Raw genomic sequence first — 18747 nt, 5'->3', positions numbered from 1 at the left:
CCCGCTATGGAGAGATGTCCGAGTTGGCTAAGGGGCACGCCTGGAAAGCGTGTAAGGCCGCAAGGCCCCGCGGGTTCGAGTCCCGCTCTCTCCGCCAATTAAAAAGTTTATAAAGTTTGCTGTGCTAGATGGGGAGGTAGCGGTGCCCTGTAACCTGCAATCCGCTGTAGCAGGATTGAATGCCTATCGACGGTTTGTTACTGTGAAGTCTGCCCTGTATAAGTGGCGATGAAGATTGGGTCCTGCGCAACTAGAACTCATGAACCCCGCCAGATCCGGAAGGAAGCAACGGTAAGTGGGCACTCTAGTGTGCCGCAGGGGAGCCTAAACCGAGTTAACTGTACAGGTTACGTTTGTAGTAACCTATCAACGATAGGTGCACAGCCTTACATAAAATACTTACATGTAGAAAAAACTACATGTTTTTTTATGTTAATTACAATGGTATAGAAAAGTTAAAATTGTTAACTATTTTAGAAGATTAAAGTTTCTATAAATTTTAAGGAAGGGAAATTCTGAATGAAATGAAAGAATTTTTCTTATTCAGGTATATTCTATATGAAAGCAGGTGTATGGTATGGCATATATGGCTCTTTATAGGAAGTGGAGGCCACAAGTTTTTGAAGATGTAGTAGGACAAGAGCATATTACAAAGACTTTAAAAAATCAAATCAGAAACAATAACATTGCTCATGCGTATCTTTTTTGTGGAACAAGGGGAACGGGAAAAACTTCTACAGCTAAAATATTTGCAAGAGCAGTAAACTGCCTTCAACCAAAAGAGTACAATCCATGTAATACATGTGAAAATTGTAGTGGAATATTACACGAAAATATTATGGATGTAATAGAAATAGATGCCGCTTCTAATAATGGGGTGGATGATATTAGAGAATTACGAGAAAATGTACAATATCCACCCACCAATGGAAAATATAAAGTATACATTATTGATGAGGTGCATATGCTCTCTACAGGTGCTTTTAATGCTCTTTTAAAAACTTTAGAAGAACCTCCTAGCTATGCATTATTTATTTTAGCTACTACAGAGCCTCATAAGATTCCTGCAACGATTTTATCAAGATGTCAAAGATTTGATTTTAAAAGAGTAACAGAAACAGATCTTATAGATCGAATGAATCATATTTGTACTCATATGGGTATTGAGGTAGAAGAAGAAGCACTTCATCTTATTGCAAGGAATTCAGATGGAGCCATGAGAGATGCTTTAAGCATATTAGATCAATGTATATCCTTTGAAAATGGTAAAATTACTTATGAACATGTAATAGATCTTTTAGGAACTGTAAGTGATGAGTATTTATTTAAAATAGTAGAAGCCATTGCCAATAGAGAGACACAAAATTTAATAGAACAAATTGAAGAAATAGTATCCTTGGGAAAAGATATACAACAATTTATAAAAGATTTATTACAGCATTATAGAAATCTGATGATGACAAAAGTATCCAATGCGCCAGATCGAATTATTCATATGTCCAAAGAAAATATACAAAGGCTTAGGGAACAAGAAAACAAAATATCTATGAATGAGATTATAAGGGCTATTCAAGAATTATCATCTACACTAGCAGAAGTCAAATGGACGACTCAGCCCCGAGTCTTTTTAGAAATTTCTATGATCAAACTTTCTAAACCACAAATGGATGTATCTATAGAGGGGTTAGTAGAGAGAATTGCTCAGCTAGAAAAAGTCATTCAGTCAGGAAAAATCCACATAGAAACGCAGGAAGAAAAATCTAAAGATTTGGATGAAAAAAAGGAAGAAAAACATAAAAATCCTTCTGTCAAAAGGATTCCATTAGAATCTTTAAAAAAAGGATGGAGTCAAATTTTGCAAGTGATAAAGAAAAGAAAAATTTCCATTTATGCAGTTTTAATGGAAGGAGAGCTTGTAGAGGTTTCTGGGAATCAACTCATTGTATCTTTTAAACAAGGATATGGATTTCATAAGGAAGCAGCAGAAAAAAGTCCTTATAAAGAATTTATTGAAGATGTTGTGACAGAAATGGTGGGGCAAAAGCTACATTTAAAATGCGTTATGGAAGATGAACTTCATACTATGCCTAAAGGAGAGCAGTCTAAAGAGGATGAAGAAGTACAAAAGATTATAGAGCTATTTGGAGAGAATCAAGTAGAAATTATAGAGTAATGAATCTGTATAATTACCCATCTATATATGGTATAATATAGTGAAAACTTTCTAGAAATGGAGGAGAGAATATGGCAAAAGGTAAGGGCAAAATGCCAATGATGCCTGGAAATATGAATAATATGTTAAAGCAAGTACAAAAGATGCAAAAAGAAATGGAAAAGATGCAAGGAGAATTAGAAGAAAAAGAAGTAGAAGCAAGTGCTGGTGGCGGAGTAGTTACTGTAAAAGTAAATGGAAAAAAAGAAGTTTTAGATATAAATATTGATCCAGAAGCAGTAGATCCAGATGATGTTGAAATGCTACAAGATTTAATTATAGCTGCTATAAACGAGGCTTTAAGAAAAGCTGATGAGATGACGTCTAAAGAAATGGGAAAAATTACAGGAGGAATGAACGTTCCAGGTTTATTCTAGGTTGCCGAGCCTTAAGGCTCGGTTTTTATGTATGAAGAAAGGAGATTGAGATGAATTATTACGCAGCACCTATTGCAAAGCTTATAGATGAGTTTTCAAGACTTCCTGGCATAGGAAGAAAAACAGCTCAAAGACTTGCTTTTCATGTTTTAAATATGAATATAGAAGATGCACAAAATCTATCACAAGCTATTGTAGATGCTAAAAGAAATACTAGATATTGTTCAGAATGTGCTAATATTACAGATATGGATCCTTGCTATATATGTAGAAATACCCATAGAGATTCACAATTGATTTGTGTTGTAGAAGATCCTAAAGATGTGATTGCCATGGAAAAAACAAAAGAATTTGAAGGAGTCTATCATGTCCTTCATGGAGCTATTTCTCCTATGGAAGGAATAGGTCCTGAGGAAATTAAAATCAAAGAACTTTTAATGAGAATACAAGGAAAAGAAATCAAAGAAATCATATTAGCTACAAACCCTACCATAGAGGGAGAAGCCACAGCTATGTATATTTCAAAGCTTATAAAACCATTAGGAATCAAAGTTACAAGAATTGCTCATGGGATTCCTGTAGGAGGAGATTTGGAATATGCAGATGAAGTCACTTTATCCAAAGCATTAGAAGGAAGACGAGAATTATAAATTTTTATCAAAAACCATAGAAAAAGGTAAAAGAAAATACCTTTAAACTATGGTTTGATTTATTTTATGCAAAAATGTGATAAAAGTTTGCTTTTTAAAAAATAAATGTGTTATATGGATCAAAAAGGGTATCTATGACTATAGAGAAAAAAATAGGGGGGATTTTTAATGAAATCTTTAAAAGGTACAAAAACTGCTCAAAATTTAATGAAAGCATTTGCAGGAGAATCGCAAGCAAGAAATAGATATACTTATTACGCATCTACAGCGAAAAAAGAAGGATATGTACAAATTTCTAATTTATTTTTAGAAACTGCTGAAAATGAAAAAGAACATGCCAAAAGATTTTTCAAATTTTTAAATGAAAGTTTAATGGGAGATGCAGTAGAGATGACTGCAGCTTATCCAGTGGGATTAGGAGATACAAAACAAAACCTTTTATGGGCAGCTGAGGGAGAAAATGAAGAATGGTCAGATCTTTATCCTAATTTTGCTGATATTGCTGATGAAGAAGGATTTCCTCAGATTGCAGTAGCATTCAGAAAAATAGCTGAAGTAGAAAAGCACCATGAAGCAAGATATAGAAAGCTTCTTGAAAATATCCATAATAATACAGTATTCAAAAAAGATAAAGTTGTAAGATGGAAATGTAATAATTGTGGATATATTCATGAAGGAGATGATGCACCGAAGGTATGTCCTGCCTGTGTACATCCTCAAGGACATTTTGAAGTCTTTGTTGAAACTTATTAAAAAAGTTTAAAACTTCTAGCATAAATTCTCTCCAGAAACATTTTGTTTATACGTATAATTCGTCCCCAAAATGGATAATATATACATATAAGCGAAATTGGGGGGGTTGCATGAGAAGAGGAGAAAGTCGTGCAGAAAAAAATGAAAATGGATTCTTCAACATGATTTCAGGTGTGTATGCTCAAGTTTTTCATGGGGAAGATATGAGGACGGAAGAAGACAAAATAATTGATACTATTAAATCTGCCCATGAAGAGTGGAGAAATGCAGAAGCTTTCTTTCAAAATGTTACGGATCCAGATTTAGTTGATTATGCAATTTATAGAGTTGAGGCAGCAAAAACAAGATATATATATTTGATGCGAGTAGCAAGAGAACTGGGCATTAAAGCATCTATGCAGTAAAAGGCAGGAATTTTCCTGCCTTTTATAATGAATAAAAATCATATTATTGGTATAATGATTATATAATAAATTAAGATGACAAAGGGGGGACGAAAATGGGAATGGGTATAGAGTTAAATATACTTTTGGCTTATGCCTTTGGACTAATTCTTTTATATATTTTAGGATATATTTTATTGATACCTATCAAATTGATTATGAAGTTTATCTATAATGGAATCGTTGGAGGAATTATGCTGGTGGTTCTTAATTTTATAGGATCATTTTTAAATCTACATATTGGAATCAATCCTCTGACTGCATTAGTAGCAGGATTTTTAGGAGTTCCTGGGGTGATATTAATGGTTGTTTTACAATATTTATTATAATGAATCAATAAACGTAAGAAGTACATTCCTATTTCATGATTTTTAGGGTGTACTTTTTTAAAATGCTAAAAAGTAAGAAGAAATTTTATCAAATAGCCCTTATGATGAGGTCTATTTTTTCTTATATACAATATATTGACACTGATTTTTTATTCTGTTATACTAACCGAAGAGAGCTGTTGTAGTGGTGTGTGTCAATATATATCAAAAAAAATCGAAGCTGTTTTAAAAATGAAGAAAAATGTAATAATACAGGAACAATAGGATAACGTTGTCATAATACAGAAAAAATAAAATAATATATATATTCTAAAAATAGATGCAAATTTTTATTTTAAATCAAAAAAGATTGAAAAACTAGAATTTTTCTATAAAATGTAATACAATGAAAAAAAGCTACTAAATATTACTAAAGGGGGAAGTACGATGGCAAAGAAAATGAAAACTATGGATGGTAACACAGCTGCTGCATATGTTTCTTATGCATTTACTGATGTTGCAGCAATTTATCCGATTACACCATCATCTAATATGGCAGAATTTGTAGATGAATGGGCTTCTCATGGACAAAAAAATATTTTTGGACAAGAGGTAAAGGTCACTGAAATGCAATCTGAAGCAGGAGCAGCAGGAGCAGTTCATGGATCATTAGCAGCAGGAGCACTTACTACTACTTTTACTGCTTCACAAGGATTACTTCTTATGATTCCTAATATGTATAAAATTGCAGGAGAGCTACTTCCAGGAGTATTCCATGTAAGTGCTCGTGCAGTAGCAAGTCATGCTTTATCTATTTTTGGAGACCATTCAGACGTTATGGCTACACGTCAAACTGGTTTTGCACTTTTAGCTTCTGCAAGTGTACAAGAAGCAATGGATTTGGCAGGAGTTGCACATTTATCTGCTATTAAAGGTAGAGTGCCATTCTTACATTTCTTTGATGGATTTAGAACTTCTCATGAAATTCAAAAGATAGAAGTTATAGATTATGAAGATTTTGCAAAGCTTGTAGATTACGAAAAAATAAAAGAATTTAGATGTCATGCTCTAAATCCAGAGCATCCTGTAACTCGTGGTACTGCACAAAATCCAGATATTTTCTTCCAAGCAAGAGAAGCATCCAATAGATATTATGAAGCAATTCCTGATATCGTAGCAGACTATATGAAAGAAATAGAAAAAATTACAGGAAGAAGCTACAAGCCTTTTGATTACATAGGGGCTCCGGATGCAGATAGAGTAATTGTTGCAATGGGTTCTGTAACAGATGCAATTGAAGAAACTGTTGAGTATTTAAATCAAAAAGGAGAAAAGGTAGGGGTAGTGGTTGTACGTCTTTATAGGCCATTCTCTGAAAAATATTTCTTTGATGTACTTCCAAAGACAGTTAAAAAGATTGCAGTACTAGATAGAACAAAAGAACCAGGAGCAGTAGGAGAACCATTATATCTAGATGTACGTTCCTTATTCTATGACAAGGAAAATACACCAATTATTGTAGGAGGACGTTACGGACTTGGGTCTAAAGATACAACACCTTCTCAAATCAAATCTGTATTTGATAACTTATTGTTAGATCAACCTAAAAATGGATTTACTATTGGTATTGTAGATGATGTAACTCATACATCACTTGAAATAAAAGAAAATATCTCAGTAGCTTCAGAAGGAACTATTAGATGTAAATTCTGGGGACTAGGATCTGATGGTACAGTAGGAGCAAATAAGAGTGCTATTAAGATCATTGGAGACAATACAGATATGTATGCGCAAGGATATTTTGCATATGACTCTAAAAAATCTGGTGGAGTAACTATTTCTCACTTAAGATTTGGTACAAAACCAATCAAATCTACTTACTTAATTAGTGATGCAGATTTTGTATCTTGTTCAACTCCTGCATATGTAAATCAATATGATTTATTAGATGGATTGAGAGACGGAGGAACATTCCTTCTAAACTGTAGATGGACAGTAGATGAACTAGAAGAAAAACTTCCAGCATCTATGAAAAAATATATCAAGGACCATAATATTGATTTCTATATTATCAATGCAACAGCTATTGCTGAAGAAATTGGACTTGGTAGAAGAACAAATATGATTATGCAAGCAGCATTTTTTAAACTTGCTAAAGTTATTCCTATTGAAGATGCTATAAAATATTTAAAAGATGCTATCGTAAAATCTTATGGCAAAAAAGGTGAAAAAATTGTAAATATGAACTATGCAGCTGTAGATAAAGGAATAGGTGCATTAGTAAAAGTAGAGGTTCCAAATGCTTGGGCGGGGGCACAAGAAGAAGCTGCAGCAACATCAGAAGCACCAGCGTTTATCAAAGAGGTATTAAGACCTATGAATGCTCAAAAGGGAGATGCACTTCCAGTAAGTACATTTGAAGGACGAGAAGATGGAACTTTCCCACATGGTACAGCAGCTTATGAAAAACGTGGTATTGCTGTAAATGTTCCGAATTGGATCAAAGAAAATTGTATCCAATGTAATCAATGTTCATTTGTATGTCCTCATGCTGCAATTAGACCAATACTTTTAAATGAAGAAGAAGCAAACAAAGCACCAGAAGGTTTTGAAATGGCTCAAGCTAGTGGAAAAGGACTTGAAGGATATAAATATCGTATGCAAGTAAGTGCACTAGATTGTACTGGATGTGGAAACTGTGCAGATATTTGTCCTGCAAAACAAAAAGCATTAGTAATGGAACCAATTGAAAAACATACAGAAGTTCAAGTTCCAAATTGGGATTATGCAATGAGTGTTTCTCCAAAACAAAATCCAATGAATAAAGAAACAGTAAAGGGAAGTCAATTTGAACAACCACTTCTTGAATTCTCAGGAGCCTGTGCGGGATGTGGAGAAACTCCATATGCAAAAGTAATTACTCAATTATTTGGAGATCGAATGATGATTGCTAATGCAACAGGATGTTCTTCTATCTGGGGAGCTTCAGCACCAGCTACACCTTATTGCAAAAATGCTGAAGGTAAAGGACCTGCTTGGGCAAATTCATTATTTGAAGATAATGCTGAGTATGGATATGGTATGGCTGTAGGCGTAAAACAAATGAGAAGTAAAATAAAAGATTTAATCAATGAATTGATTCAATTAGATCTATCTGAAGAAATCAAAGCTCCATTTGTAGAATGGCTAGAAAATGAAGATGATGCAGAAGGGTCTAAAGTTGCAACATCAAAAATTCTTCCAATACTTGAAAGTTGTGCAGATGAAAAAGCAAAAGATATATTATCACAAATTAAAGAAAAGAAAGATTTCTTAATCAAAAAATCTATTTGGATTCTTGGTGGAGACGGATGGGCAAATGATATTGGATATGGTGGATTGGACCATGTTCTAGCTTCTGGAGAAAATGTAAATGTATTAGTATTTGATACAGAAGTTTATTCAAATACTGGCGGACAGTCTTCAAAAGCAACTCCTACAGCAGCTGTAGCTAAATTTGCTGCATCTGGTAAAAAGATTAAGAAAAAAGATCTTGGTATGATGGCTGCAAATTATGGTTATGTATATGTAGCTCAAGTAGGTATAGGTGCAGATAAAAACCAATTTATGAAAGCTGTTATAGAAGCTGAAAAGTATGATGGACCATCTCTAATCATTGCTTATGCACCATGTATCAATCATGGATTAAGAGAAGGTATGGGAAGAAGTCAAGACAATATTAAAAAAGCTGTGGATTGTGGATATTGGCATCTATATAGATACAATCCAGTTCTTAAAGAAGAAGGTAAAAATCCATTTATCTTAGATTCTAAAGAGCCAAAAGCAAGCTTTAGAGAATTTATTGACGCACAAGTAAGATATAGTTCACTTAAGAGACAATTCCCAGAAATTGCTGAAGAATTGTTTGAAAAAGCAGAACGAGATGCAAAAGAAAAATATGAAACTTATAAAAAATTAGCACAATAAATAAAAAAGTGTGAGGCATAAAGCCTCACACTTTTTTATTCTATAATTCTGTATCCTTTGTAAAAGGAGTGCTTGTATCGTAATGGCCCATGAGTGTATCTGTTTTTTCACCATCTACTAAAAATTGAACTTCTTTAATATCCTCAACGGAAGTCAAAGAGTATACAACTTGACCAATTACAAAAAGTTCTTGTAAAGATCCACCATTTAAATTTTTTGAGGAAAGATTTACATAAGCTGTTTTATCTTTTATTTCTACATCTAAAAATTTTAAATCAGAAATAAGCGTTTGTGCATTTTCATCATCAGGCTTCTTTTGAAGTTCTTTTAAAATAGACATAGGAAAATCTTTATTTTTCTCAAATTTTTTCTCGATTTTTATAAACTTTTCTTTACTCTCATCTCCTGTGTTTATGTACTCATCATTTGCATAATATAAAGAAACTAATGTTTCTTGTTTTTGTGGTTCCTTAGGTTCAGGCTCTTTAGAACCTTTAGGAGTACAACCTACTGCTAAAAGTGTTATAAGTACAAAACATATCCATTTTTTCATATGATCCCTCCTTGTATTTGTTTCTATTATACCATTAATTATAAAAAATAATCTATCTTGCAAAATCATTTTTAAATTGAATGAATATCAATCAAAAAAACAAAAATTTGAAAAATTTATAAAAATCTGGTTTAATAGATATGGGATACAAAATAATATAGAGGGGGAGAGAAAATGGCAAAACCATTATTAAAAGCACAAGCAAGAGAAATAAATACAAAAAAATCATTAAAGGAATTAAGAAAAGAAGGATTTATTCCAGCTGTCCTTTATGGAAGGAATAAAAAGACAACAGATGTTCAATTTAACAAATCAGAAACAGAAAAAGTTTTAAATTGTTATGGCATTGGATCAAATGTTGAAGTAAAAATAGGAGAAAAAATCAAACCTGCTATTATTAAAGAAATTCAACGGCATACTACAAAACTAAATGTTTTACATATAGATTTACAAGAATTAGAAGCAGATGAAAAAGTAAGAGTTAAACTACCTATTTATTTGATCAATAGAAACAAAATAAAAGATACAACAGTAGTACTTCAACAACAAATGGAAGAAATAGAAATTCAAACATATCCTAAATATCTTCCTCAAAGTATAGAGATTGATGCATCTAAAATGGCATTTGGAGAACCTCTATTAGTAGAACATTTAGATATATGGAAAAATGAAAATATTGAGGTATTAAGTGAGCCAGAAGAAGTGATTGCACTTCTTACAGGAGTAAGTAAAATAGAAGTGACAAATGAAGAGGAAGAAAGTATATAAAAAAGGGCTTAGGCCCTTTTTTTTGTGCGAAAAATTAAAAAGAATAGGACAAAAATGATCCCATTATTTTTTAAACAAAAAGGAAAAAGTAAATAAATGTCGAAATACTAGATTAAATATATAAAATAAGAGGAGGATTTTATGAAAAAAAATATAAGTATTGCAAACAAATTGCTTGCGGTAATACTTACTTTGGCAATGATTATCTTTATATTTTCTGGAATTGTGATCAATAGCAAAGTAAGTAGCATAGTCAATGAATTGGTGATGAAGCAAGTGATGAATGAATCTAAGAGTATTGCTTCTAAAGTAGAAACTTTCTTTGCAAAAAAATATGCCATCACTCCAACTATTGCCAATACAAATCATATCGTCAATTACATAAAAGAAACAGAGAGCGTAGGGGATCGAAAGTCAGTTAAGCAATTACCAAGCTATGAAGCAGTGTTAAATACATTACAAAGTGTGAAAGCCTCTGATCCTGATTTAGCATTAGTATACATAGCATTAGAAAAAAATAATAATTTTATAAGTGATGATAGAAATTATGAAGTAGCAGATGATTATGATTTATCCCAAAAATCTTGGTATACAGATACTATAAAAAGTGGGAATACATATTTTACTTCTCCATATATAGATGGTGTGACAGGGAAAACAGTAGTTAGCGTAGCTACACCTATATTTGAAAATTCAAAGTCTATAGGTGCATCTGTATTGGATATTTATATAGAAGAATTGGGAGAAATATTATCTCAATACAAAATTGGAAAAAATAGCTATGCAGTACTGCTAGATTCACAAGGAAATGTAGTGTATCATCCTGATAAAGATAAAATTTTAAAAGTAAATATGGCAAAAGAGTCAGGTGAAATTGGTGAAATTGGAAAAAGTATGATTAGAGGAGAATCAAATATCAAAGAATATACTATAGATGGAGTAAAAAAACGTATGGCTTATACACCTATTGAGTTAAATGGATGGTCTATTGCTATGACAATAGATGAAAATTATATATCAGATTATATTAAAAAAATTAGAACTATAGTTATTTTAATATATACACTGAGCTGTATTGTTTTAAGTGTAGCTATTTTTGTGTTTACAAAGAAAATATTAAAGAATATACCTAAAATTTTAGAGGGGTTAACTTCTGTTTCAAAAGGAAATTTATCTGTAGATTTAAATATAGACTCCAATGATGAAATAGGAGAAATCGCCACTACTTTTAATATGATGGTGAGAAGTATAAAAGAATTAATTGGAAAAGTGAATCATATTAGTGCAGAAGTATTAAAATCTGCAACCCATTTAGCTCAAGCATCAGACCAAACGAATATATCTATAGAAGAAGTAACAAGGGCTGTTGAAGAGATTGCAAAAGGAGTAACGGAACAAGCGCAAGATACTGAAAAAGGAGCTTTATTGGTATCTAATCTAGATGATCAATTTAAAGAACTCATTCAAGAAAATAAAGGCATGTCCAATTCAGCAAAGGGAGTCATTGATGCAAGTCAAGAAGGAACAAAGACAGTAGAAGAATTAAAACAAAAAACTACTTTGAATAATGAATCTACTAAAAAGATAGAAAGAGTGATTTATGAATTAGAACAAAAATCAAGAAATATAGGAGATATGATAGAAACTATCAATTCTATAGCAGAACAAACCAATTTATTAGCACTCAATGCATCTATTGAAGCGGCACGTGCAGGAGAAGCAGGAAAAGGATTTGCAGTAGTAGCAGATGAAATCAGAAAGCTTGCAGAAGGCTCAGGAAAATCGGCAGAGGAAATTAAAAGAGTAATAGAAGATATCCAAAATCAAGCCAATGAAAGTGTACAAACCATGAAAGAGGTAAAAGAAAGATCCGAGGAACAATCTAAAGCAGTAATAGACGTGAATGAGTCTTTTGATCATATTTATATGTCCATTCAAAGTATTACAGATAAAATAGACAATATTAGTTTAGGAATTGAAAAAATGAATACAGATAAAGATGATATCGTACTCTCTATACAAAATATTTCAGCAGTTTCAGAAGAAACAGCAGCTTCCGTAGAAGAAGTAAGTGCATCTATGCAGCAACAAGCAAGTACTGTAGATGCAGTAGCTAATGCAGCAAATCAACTCAATGAACTTACAAAAGAATTGACTACAGAAATCAATAAATTTGTAATATAAAAGGGCTTAGGCCCTTTTTGTTTGCGTTATTTAAAAAAATGTTTAAGAGCTGTACAAATGGATAAATATTTTACAATATTAGAAAAAATTACAATAGTCCATAAAATGCAAAAATCGCAAAAGAAAATGTTTGTTTGTGTCGAAATATGTAATATAAAATATTTTAAATAAAGGAGGATTTTAATGAAAAAAAATATGAATATTGCAAATAAACTGTTGGCGGTAGTTTTATCTGTAGCTATTATGATTTTTGTATTTACTGGAGTATTTATTAATAGTAGAGTAAGCAGTATGGTGAATGAATTAGCAATGAAACAAATTATGAATGAAGCAAACAATATTGGAACGAAGGTAGAAGCTTTTTTTGCAAAAAAATATGCCATTACTCCGACTTTGGCTTATACAGAAAATATCATCCATTATATTAAAGAAACAGAAAGTGTAACGGATCGAAAAGCAGTTAAACAACTACCAGGTTATGAAGCCATATTAAACACCTTACAAAGAGTAAAAAATTCGGATACTGATCTAGGATTGGTTTATGTAGCGTTAGAAAATAATAAAAATTTTATTAGTGAAGATAGAAATTATGAAGTAGCAGCTGATTATGATTTGTTAAAAAGGCCTTGGTATATAGATACAGTTAAAAAGGGAGATACATATTTTTCCTCTCCTTATGTAGATAGCGTTACAGGAAAAGTAGCAGTAACTGTAGCTACACCTATATTTGAAGAATCAAGATCTATAGGGGCTGCTGCTATTGACATCTATATAGATCAATTAGAAACAATATTATCCCAATATAAAATTGGTGAAAACAGTTATGCTGTACTCCTAGATCAACAAGGAAATGTAGTATATCATCCAGATAAAGATAAAATTCTAAAAGTAAATATGGCAAAAGAGTCAGGTGAAATTGGTGAAATTGCACAAAGTATGATCAAAGGAGAATCAGATACAAAAGAATATACTGTTGATGGGGTAAAAAAATATATGGCTTATACTCCTATCAAATTAAATGGATGGTCCATAGGTATGACAATAGATGAAGATTATATACTAGAATATGTTAAAAAAATTAGAACCATTGTCATTCTCATATATACATTTAGTTGTATTGTTTTAAGTGTAGTAATTTTTCTTTTTACGAAGAAAATTTTAAAGAATGTACCTAAGATTTTAGCTGGATTAAGTTCTGTTTCAAAAGGGGACTTGTCTGTGAAGTTAAATATAGACTCTAATGATGAAATAGGAGAGATTTCTACTACTTTTAATACTATGGTAGATAGTATAAAAGAATTAATTTGTAAGGCCAATCATATTAGTGAAGAAGTATCAAGATCGGCAACAAATTTAGCGGCTTCATCTGAGCAAACAAATGTATCTATAGAAGAAGTATCAAGAGCTGTTGAAGAGATTGCAAAAGGAGTAAGTGAACAAGCACAAGATACTGAAAAAGGAGCTTTACTAGTATCGAATCTAGATGATAAATTTAAACAGTTAATGGCAGAAAATGAAGACATGTCAAATTCAGCAAAAACTGTGATTGATGCAAGTCAAGCAGGGACAAAGGTAGTAGGAGAATTAAAACAAAAAACAAACTTAAATAATGAATCTACCATAAAGATAGAAAAAGTGATTTATGAATTAGAAGAAAAATCAAGAAACATAGGAGATATGATTGAAACCATCAATTCTATAGCAGAACAAACCAACTTATTAGCACTCAATGCATCTATTGAAGCGGCACGTGCAGGAGATGCAGGGAGAGGATTTGCAGTAGTGGCAGATGAAATCAGAAAGCTTGCAGAAGGATCTAGACAATCTGCTGATGAAATAAAAAAAGTAGTAGGAGACATACAAAGTCAAGCTAATGAGAGTGTAAAAACTATGAAAGAAGTAAAAGAAAGATCAGAAGAACAATCAAAAGCTGTAATGGATGTAAATGACTCTTTTAATCATATTTATACAACTATTAAAAATATTACGGATCGAATTGAGAATATCAGTTTAGAAATTGAAAAAATTAATGGAGACAAGGATGATATTGTACTCTCTATACAAAATATTTCAGCAGTTTCAGAAGAAACAGCAGCTTCTGCAGAACAAGTAAGTGCATCTATGCAACAACAAGCAAGTACTGTAGATGAAGTAGCGAATGCAGCAAATCAACTCAATGAACTGACAAAAGAATTGACTATAGAAATCAACAAATTTGTTATGTAGGGAAGGCGACTATGAGACGGTTTTAATTTGTAGACAAAGTCATAAAAAACGTCACTAAATTTTCAAATTTGGAAAATATAAAGAAACGATCGAAAATAGCATTACAAACTCGCTTTGCTCAAACAGTGTAATGCTAATGATTTTCTCCCTTATTCTATATTTTCACAAATTCTCAATAAATGTTCCTAATTTTTATGACTTTGCTAAAGTATAGTTTTGTAATAGTCTGAAGGCGTCCATGAGACGCCTTTTTGAATGTGTAGAAAATTATTAGTATGATAAAAAAATGGATTGGATATACTTACTACTAGACCATAGGTTTAGGAGGGGTAAATATGTTAAAAGCTTCTATTCAAGCAGATTTAAGGAGTGAAACAGGAAAAGGTCCATCTCATAGAACAAGGGATGCAGGATATATTCCAGCAATAGTATATGGACCAAGTAGAGTAACACAACCTATAGAAGTAGGGAAGATGGAGATCAATCAAATCATTAGAAATTATGGAATGAATGTTTTCTTAGATTTAAATATGGATACAGATCGTGCTGTAGTAATGATGAAAGAAGTTCAAAGAAATCCAATTACAAATGAAATACAGCATATAGATTTTCAGGAAATATCTAAAAATAAACCTATTCAAACGATAGTGCCTATTCGATTAATAGGAAGAGAAAGAGCAGAGGCTAATAGAGGAGTGGTACAACAGCAACTAAGAGAAGTGCATGTAGAGTGTTTACCTACGAATATTCCAGAAAGTATAGCAATAGATATATCTAGCTTGGCACCTGGAAATCCTTTAAAGGTTGCAGATATGGAATTCTCAAAAGAGATTAGTATTCTTAATCAACCACAGGAGATTATTGCATCTCTTACAAAAGCAGAAAAAATAGAAGAAACGGAAGAAGATTCTTCTGAAGCTATAGAATAAAAGGCTATAATCTTTTGATTATAGCCTTTTATAATACATATTATGATATTTTAGATTCTGCATAAGAATTGCTTTTTCTAAGTTTTACAGCAGGTTCACTAGGAAGTCCAAAGCCTGGGATCAATCGATCAAGACCAGTCAGTGTAAATATTAATATGCTGGCTACGGAAATCATAGCCATAAAATTGTATTTGATAATATCCATAGCCACAAAGGTATGTAGAGGATATACAGCAGAAGCGATTCCTACATAAAATCCTATATAAACATGCCAAGGAACAAGTTGTGATCCAAATACTCCTAAAGAGGATCCAAAGGTAGCATTTCTAAGTCTTAGTTTATACATATCTTCTTCTGAAGCTTCTACGTTTTGATCTGTAAGATCTTTAATGATTGGTCCTATTGTTACGATTTGAGCCATCTCATCGGCTAGAGCTGCATTCCCTAATATACTTAAGATTCCATTTGCAAACATAAGTTGTCTTACATTTCTTACCATTCTTAGTACGAGTTTTGATAGAGGATCAAAGGCTTTTATTTTAGACATAATTCCGCCAAAAGCTCCAATCCACATCATCATTACGATAACCCAACTTCCAGCATCTTTAAAGCCTGCCATTACAAGTTCTGAAAAAGTTCCTAAACTTTTAATAGTTCCAGCAACACTACCCAATCCAAAAGATGCAATGATTCCTATACCTAGGCAAGCTATAGTAGGAAGTCCTTTAATAGCTGCTACAAGAACTAATAGTAAAGGGATAATCATATAAAGTGGTACCCCTTGTTTTACTTGATTTAATAATACTACAGAAGAAGGTCTTTCTGCTTGTAGATAATTCATTACATCTGGAGTAATTTGATTGATTGCTTCACTAGCAGATGCTGTATCTCCTGGAAGACCTAATCCCATAAAGAAGAATATTACTCCGGCAGCAACAAGGCTAAGTAATGCCCAAACACCTTGATGTCTAATTCTATCGATTACTTCAACTTTTTGTATACCAGAGCTTACAACAGTAGTATCAGAGATAAGACCTATATTGTCCCCAAAGCAAGCTCCTCCTGCTATTGCAGCACAAGTAAGTAAAAGATTTCCTCCTACGATATGATTTAACCATAGAAAAATAGGTGCACAAGCTGCAAAAGTTCCCCAAGAAGTACCTGTTGCAACTGAAAGAATAGATGTAACAAAGAAGCCTACAACGGCAATTGTTTTTCCTGTTACTCCAAGATTTAAAGCCATAATGATAATAGAAGCGCCTACTCCAGATGCCATAAAGACCTCTGCCATAGCGTAAGCCATCATAAGGATAAAAAATACAAGATTTAGTTCTTTTACATTTTGAACAGAAGTTTCCAAAAGGTCATTAAAACCCATCTTTTCGGTGAGCATAGCTACAATAGCAGCATAAAGTGTAGCAGCGGGAGCAGCTAACAGGGCATCTACTCCTCCAATCATAAGGCCTGCTATTAAAAATACAGGACTTATCTTAAATAGAGATTTCATTCCATTCATGATTCAAAAGCCTCCTATAATAATATTGTTTTGTACATACAATCTGTTGTTCTAGGCAAAAATATCAATTGAATAATGTAAACCAAACATAGAGAAGGGTTATGATAAGGATCATAAGATACATTACAAGATGAAATTTTTCATATTAAGATTCCTTTGTTTTATGCATTTCCTAGTACATCAGATTCGAAAATAGACCCTATATATAACCTATCGGCTTATATATAGATAAGATTATAGCACCTATATGGATTCTAGAAAATGTTATAGGAAATATTTGTTATATAGAAAAAACTGATAATCTTAATAAATTTCTAAAAAATGTATAACATTATCACTATTCAATCAATATACAGGAAAATTTAGAAAATAATTCCTAGAAGCTGTAAAGCTTATTTTATTTTGAAAACTATATTCAAATTTTAAGAATATAATCTGTTATTTCTTTTATATAAGGTAAATTCAAATTCATATGTAGCTTAGAATTTATTAATATAAAATAAAAATAAAAAAATATTGACACGTAAAAGAATATATGATAAATTATTAAATGTTGTCGCAACAAATCAAATCACACAAAATAAAAAAATAAAAAAGTGATTGACAACAAGAAATAAAAATGATAAGATGATTAAGTCGCTAAAACGACAACAAGTCATATTGACCTTTGAAAACTAAACAGCACAAGAAATGACAAGCAAAAACATGCAAAATGCCAAAATGATATTTTGAGCAAGAAGCNAGCGAACAGGATTAGATACCCTGGTAGTCCACGCCGTAAACGATGAGTGCTAGGTGTCGGGGGTTACCCCCCTCGGTGCCGCAGTTAACGCAATAAGCACTCCGCCTGGGGAGTACGGTCGCAAGACTGAAACTCAAAGGAATTGACGGGGACCCGCACAAGCAGCGGAGCATGTGGTTTAATTCGAAGCAACGCGAAGAACCTTACCAGGACTTGACATCCTCTGCATTACCCTTAATCGGGGAAATCCCTTCGGGGACAGAGAGACAGGTGGTGCATGGTTGTCGTCAGCTCGTGTCGTGAGATGTTGGGTTAAGTCCCGCAACGAGCGCAACCCTTGTCTTTAGTTGCCAGCACTTTGGGTGGGCACTCTAAAGAGACCGCCGAGGATAACTCGGAGGAAGGTGGGGATGACGTCAAATCATCATGCCCCTTATGTTCTGGGCTACACACGTGCTACAATGGCTGGTACAACGGGTAGCGAAAGAGTAATCTGGAGCCAATCTTAAAAGCCAGTCTCAGTTCGGATTGTGGGCTGCAACTCGCCCACATGAAGCTGGAGTTGCTAGTAATCGCGGATCAGAATGTCGCGGTGAATGCGTTCCCGGGTCTTGTACACACCGCCCGTCACACCATGGGAGTTGGGGGCACCCGAAGTCAGCGATCTAACCGCAAGGAAGAAGCTGCCGAAGGTGAAATCAATAACTAGGGTGAAGTCGTAACAAGGTAGCCGTATCGGAAGGTGCGGCTGGATCACCTCCTTTCTAAGGAGCAAATCATTTCTTGAGCTGTCTAGTTTTGAGAGGTTAACTCTCCATGGGCTTGTAGCTCAGGTGGTTAGAGCGCACGCCTGATAAGCGTGAGGTCGGAGGTTCGAGTCCTCCCAAGCCCACCAATGTACCTTGAAAATTGAACAATGCAAATGAAGTGAAATACAATTTCTGGTCAAGTTATTAAGAGCATAGGGCGAATGCCTTGGCACCAGGAGTCGATGAAGGACGTGGTAAGCTGCGATAAGCCACGGGTAGCCGCAAGCAGGCTTTGATCCGTGGATTTCCGAATGGGGAAACCTACCTAGGGTAATACTTAGGTACCCACTACTGAATACATAGGTAGTGAG

Annotated in this window: 13 protein-coding genes, 2 tRNA genes, 1 rRNA gene, 1 other RNA gene and 1 other annotated feature; of the genes, 15 read left to right on the top strand and 2 right to left on the bottom strand. The window is 33.2% G+C overall.

What is annotated here, in order from left to right:
• Positions 1-8 precede the first annotated feature (8 nt).
• The 9 genes from BN2409_RS01540 to nifJ all read left to right on the top strand — a co-directional run bounded on the left by BN2409_RS01540 (position 9) and on the right by nifJ (position 8709).
• Positions 9-97 (top strand) — tRNA-Ser (locus BN2409_RS01540).
• A gap of 22 nt (positions 98-119) precedes the next feature.
• An RNA gene (gene ffs, locus BN2409_RS16675) (signal recognition particle sRNA large type) lies at positions 120-384 on the top strand.
• 193 nt (positions 385-577) lie between these two features.
• Positions 578-2173: a DNA polymerase III subunit gamma/tau gene (gene dnaX, locus BN2409_RS01535; RefSeq protein WP_053954908.1), complete on the top strand. Its 1596-nt coding sequence runs from the start codon at positions 578-580 to the stop codon at positions 2171-2173.
• 71 nt (positions 2174-2244) lie between these two features.
• Entirely contained in the window at positions 2245-2589 is a 345-nt protein-coding gene (locus BN2409_RS01530; protein WP_053954907.1) for a YbaB/EbfC family nucleoid-associated protein, read from the top strand.
• A gap of 50 nt (positions 2590-2639) precedes the next feature.
• Positions 2640-3239 carry a recombination mediator RecR gene (gene recR, locus BN2409_RS01525; RefSeq protein WP_053954906.1) on the top strand — a complete coding sequence of 200 codons (600 nt, stop codon included), beginning with the start codon at positions 2640-2642 and terminating at the stop codon, positions 3237-3239.
• Positions 3240-3407: 168 nt separating this feature from the next.
• Positions 3408-3992: a rubrerythrin gene (rbr, locus tag BN2409_RS01520; protein WP_053954905.1), complete on the top strand. Its 585-nt coding sequence runs from the start codon at positions 3408-3410 to the stop codon at positions 3990-3992.
• Positions 3993-4102: 110 nt separating this feature from the next.
• Positions 4103-4396: a YaaL family protein gene (locus tag BN2409_RS01515; RefSeq protein WP_053954904.1), complete on the top strand. Its 294-nt coding sequence runs from the start codon at positions 4103-4105 to the stop codon at positions 4394-4396.
• A gap of 95 nt (positions 4397-4491) precedes the next feature.
• Complete coding sequence (locus BN2409_RS01510; RefSeq protein WP_053954903.1) at positions 4492-4764, top strand: pro-sigmaK processing inhibitor BofA family protein; 273 nt, start codon at positions 4492-4494, stop codon at positions 4762-4764.
• Between the two features lie 426 nt (positions 4765-5190).
• Positions 5191-8709 (top strand): pyruvate:ferredoxin (flavodoxin) oxidoreductase, encoded by a 3519-nt coding sequence (gene nifJ / locus BN2409_RS01505; protein WP_053954902.1) that lies wholly within the window; start codon positions 5191-5193, stop codon positions 8707-8709.
• Between the two features lie 40 nt (positions 8710-8749).
• On the opposite strand, the gene BN2409_RS01500 is transcribed toward nifJ, so the two are convergent.
• On the bottom strand, positions 8750-9262 hold the full coding sequence (locus BN2409_RS01500) for a GerMN domain-containing protein (RefSeq protein WP_053954901.1): 513 nt from the start codon (positions 9260-9262) through the stop codon (positions 8750-8752).
• 174 nt (positions 9263-9436) lie between these two features.
• Between BN2409_RS01500 and BN2409_RS01495 the strand changes: the two genes are divergently transcribed.
• The 4 genes from BN2409_RS01495 (at position 9437) to BN2409_RS01480 (ending at position 15369) form a co-directional block, all read left to right on the top strand.
• On the top strand, positions 9437-10030 hold the full coding sequence (locus BN2409_RS01495; RefSeq protein ID WP_053954900.1) for a 50S ribosomal protein L25: 594 nt from the start codon (positions 9437-9439) through the stop codon (positions 10028-10030).
• Between the two features lie 141 nt (positions 10031-10171).
• Positions 10172-12214 (top strand): methyl-accepting chemotaxis protein, encoded by a 2043-nt coding sequence (locus tag BN2409_RS01490; RefSeq protein ID WP_053954899.1) that lies wholly within the window; start codon positions 10172-10174, stop codon positions 12212-12214.
• Between the two features lie 183 nt (positions 12215-12397).
• Positions 12398-14440, top strand: coding sequence for a methyl-accepting chemotaxis protein (locus BN2409_RS01485; protein WP_053954898.1), 2043 nt, complete (start codon positions 12398-12400; stop codon positions 14438-14440).
• 335 nt (positions 14441-14775) lie between these two features.
• Positions 14776-15369 carry a 50S ribosomal protein L25 gene (locus BN2409_RS01480; protein ID WP_053954897.1) on the top strand — a complete coding sequence of 198 codons (594 nt, stop codon included), beginning with the start codon at positions 14776-14778 and terminating at the stop codon, positions 15367-15369.
• A gap of 40 nt (positions 15370-15409) precedes the next feature.
• On the opposite strand, the gene BN2409_RS01475 is transcribed toward BN2409_RS01480, so the two are convergent.
• Positions 15410-16885 (bottom strand): Na+/H+ antiporter NhaC family protein, encoded by a 1476-nt coding sequence (locus BN2409_RS01475; RefSeq protein ID WP_242847895.1) that lies wholly within the window; start codon positions 16883-16885, stop codon positions 15410-15412.
• Positions 16886-17512: 627 nt separating this feature from the next.
• Positions 17513-18391, top strand: a sequence feature (16S ribosomal RNA rRNA prediction is too short).
• Positions 18392-18445: 54 nt separating this feature from the next.
• On the opposite strand from BN2409_RS01475, the gene BN2409_RS01470 reads away from it, so the two are divergent.
• Positions 18446-18522: transfer RNA gene (locus BN2409_RS01470), tRNA-Ile, on the top strand.
• A 48-nt stretch (positions 18523-18570) separates the two neighbouring features.
• Positions 18571-18747: ribosomal RNA gene (locus BN2409_RS01465) — 23S ribosomal RNA — on the top strand; the annotation flags it as partial.

The organism is Inediibacterium massiliense, assembly GCF_001282725.1.
Taxonomy (GTDB): domain Bacteria; phylum Bacillota; class Clostridia; order Peptostreptococcales; family Thermotaleaceae; genus Anaerophilus; species Anaerophilus massiliensis.
This window is presented reverse-complemented; position numbering and strand designations above follow the sequence as displayed.